Below are 384 nucleotides of genomic sequence, written 5' to 3' on the forward strand. Positions count from 1 at the left end.
CCAGAAACTCGGACAGCTCTTCCGGCGTGTACTGCGACAGCCAGTACAGCGGCGTCTGATCGCAGTCGCGCCCGCAGTACACGACAAACAGTCGCATACCGTCCCGGACGCCGACCCATTTCGGGTCCGTCTGCGTTTTGATCTCGACGAGAGTGCCGAGCGGAAATCGATGGCTCTTTTTCGCGTTATCCGCGCGGTACGTATTGCCAGTTTCAGGATTGATCAAATCGGCTACGTTTTGCACTTTGCGCTCCTTATATGAGAACAGGGCCCGAGTTTACGCCGGGGCCCTGTTCCTGTCAACTACTTACTTCTTTTTCTTGAACGCTTCCCACATCATAGAATAGTCGTGGGTGCCTACCTGCGTACTGAGGTTCATGAACG

The 384-nt window shown here is 54.7% G+C and carries 1 protein-coding gene; it reads right to left on the reverse strand.

The genetic code is table 11. The annotated features are described in order from the left end of the window. On the reverse strand, nt 1-244 hold a 244-nt coding region (locus AC1RO3_RS08775), incomplete at its 3' end, for a hypothetical protein (protein WP_481764044.1). Nucleotides 245-384: the final 140 nt, after the last annotated feature.

The sequence above is a fragment of the Dellaglioa sp. CoH-57-MRSF-19 genome, assembly GCF_056781975.1.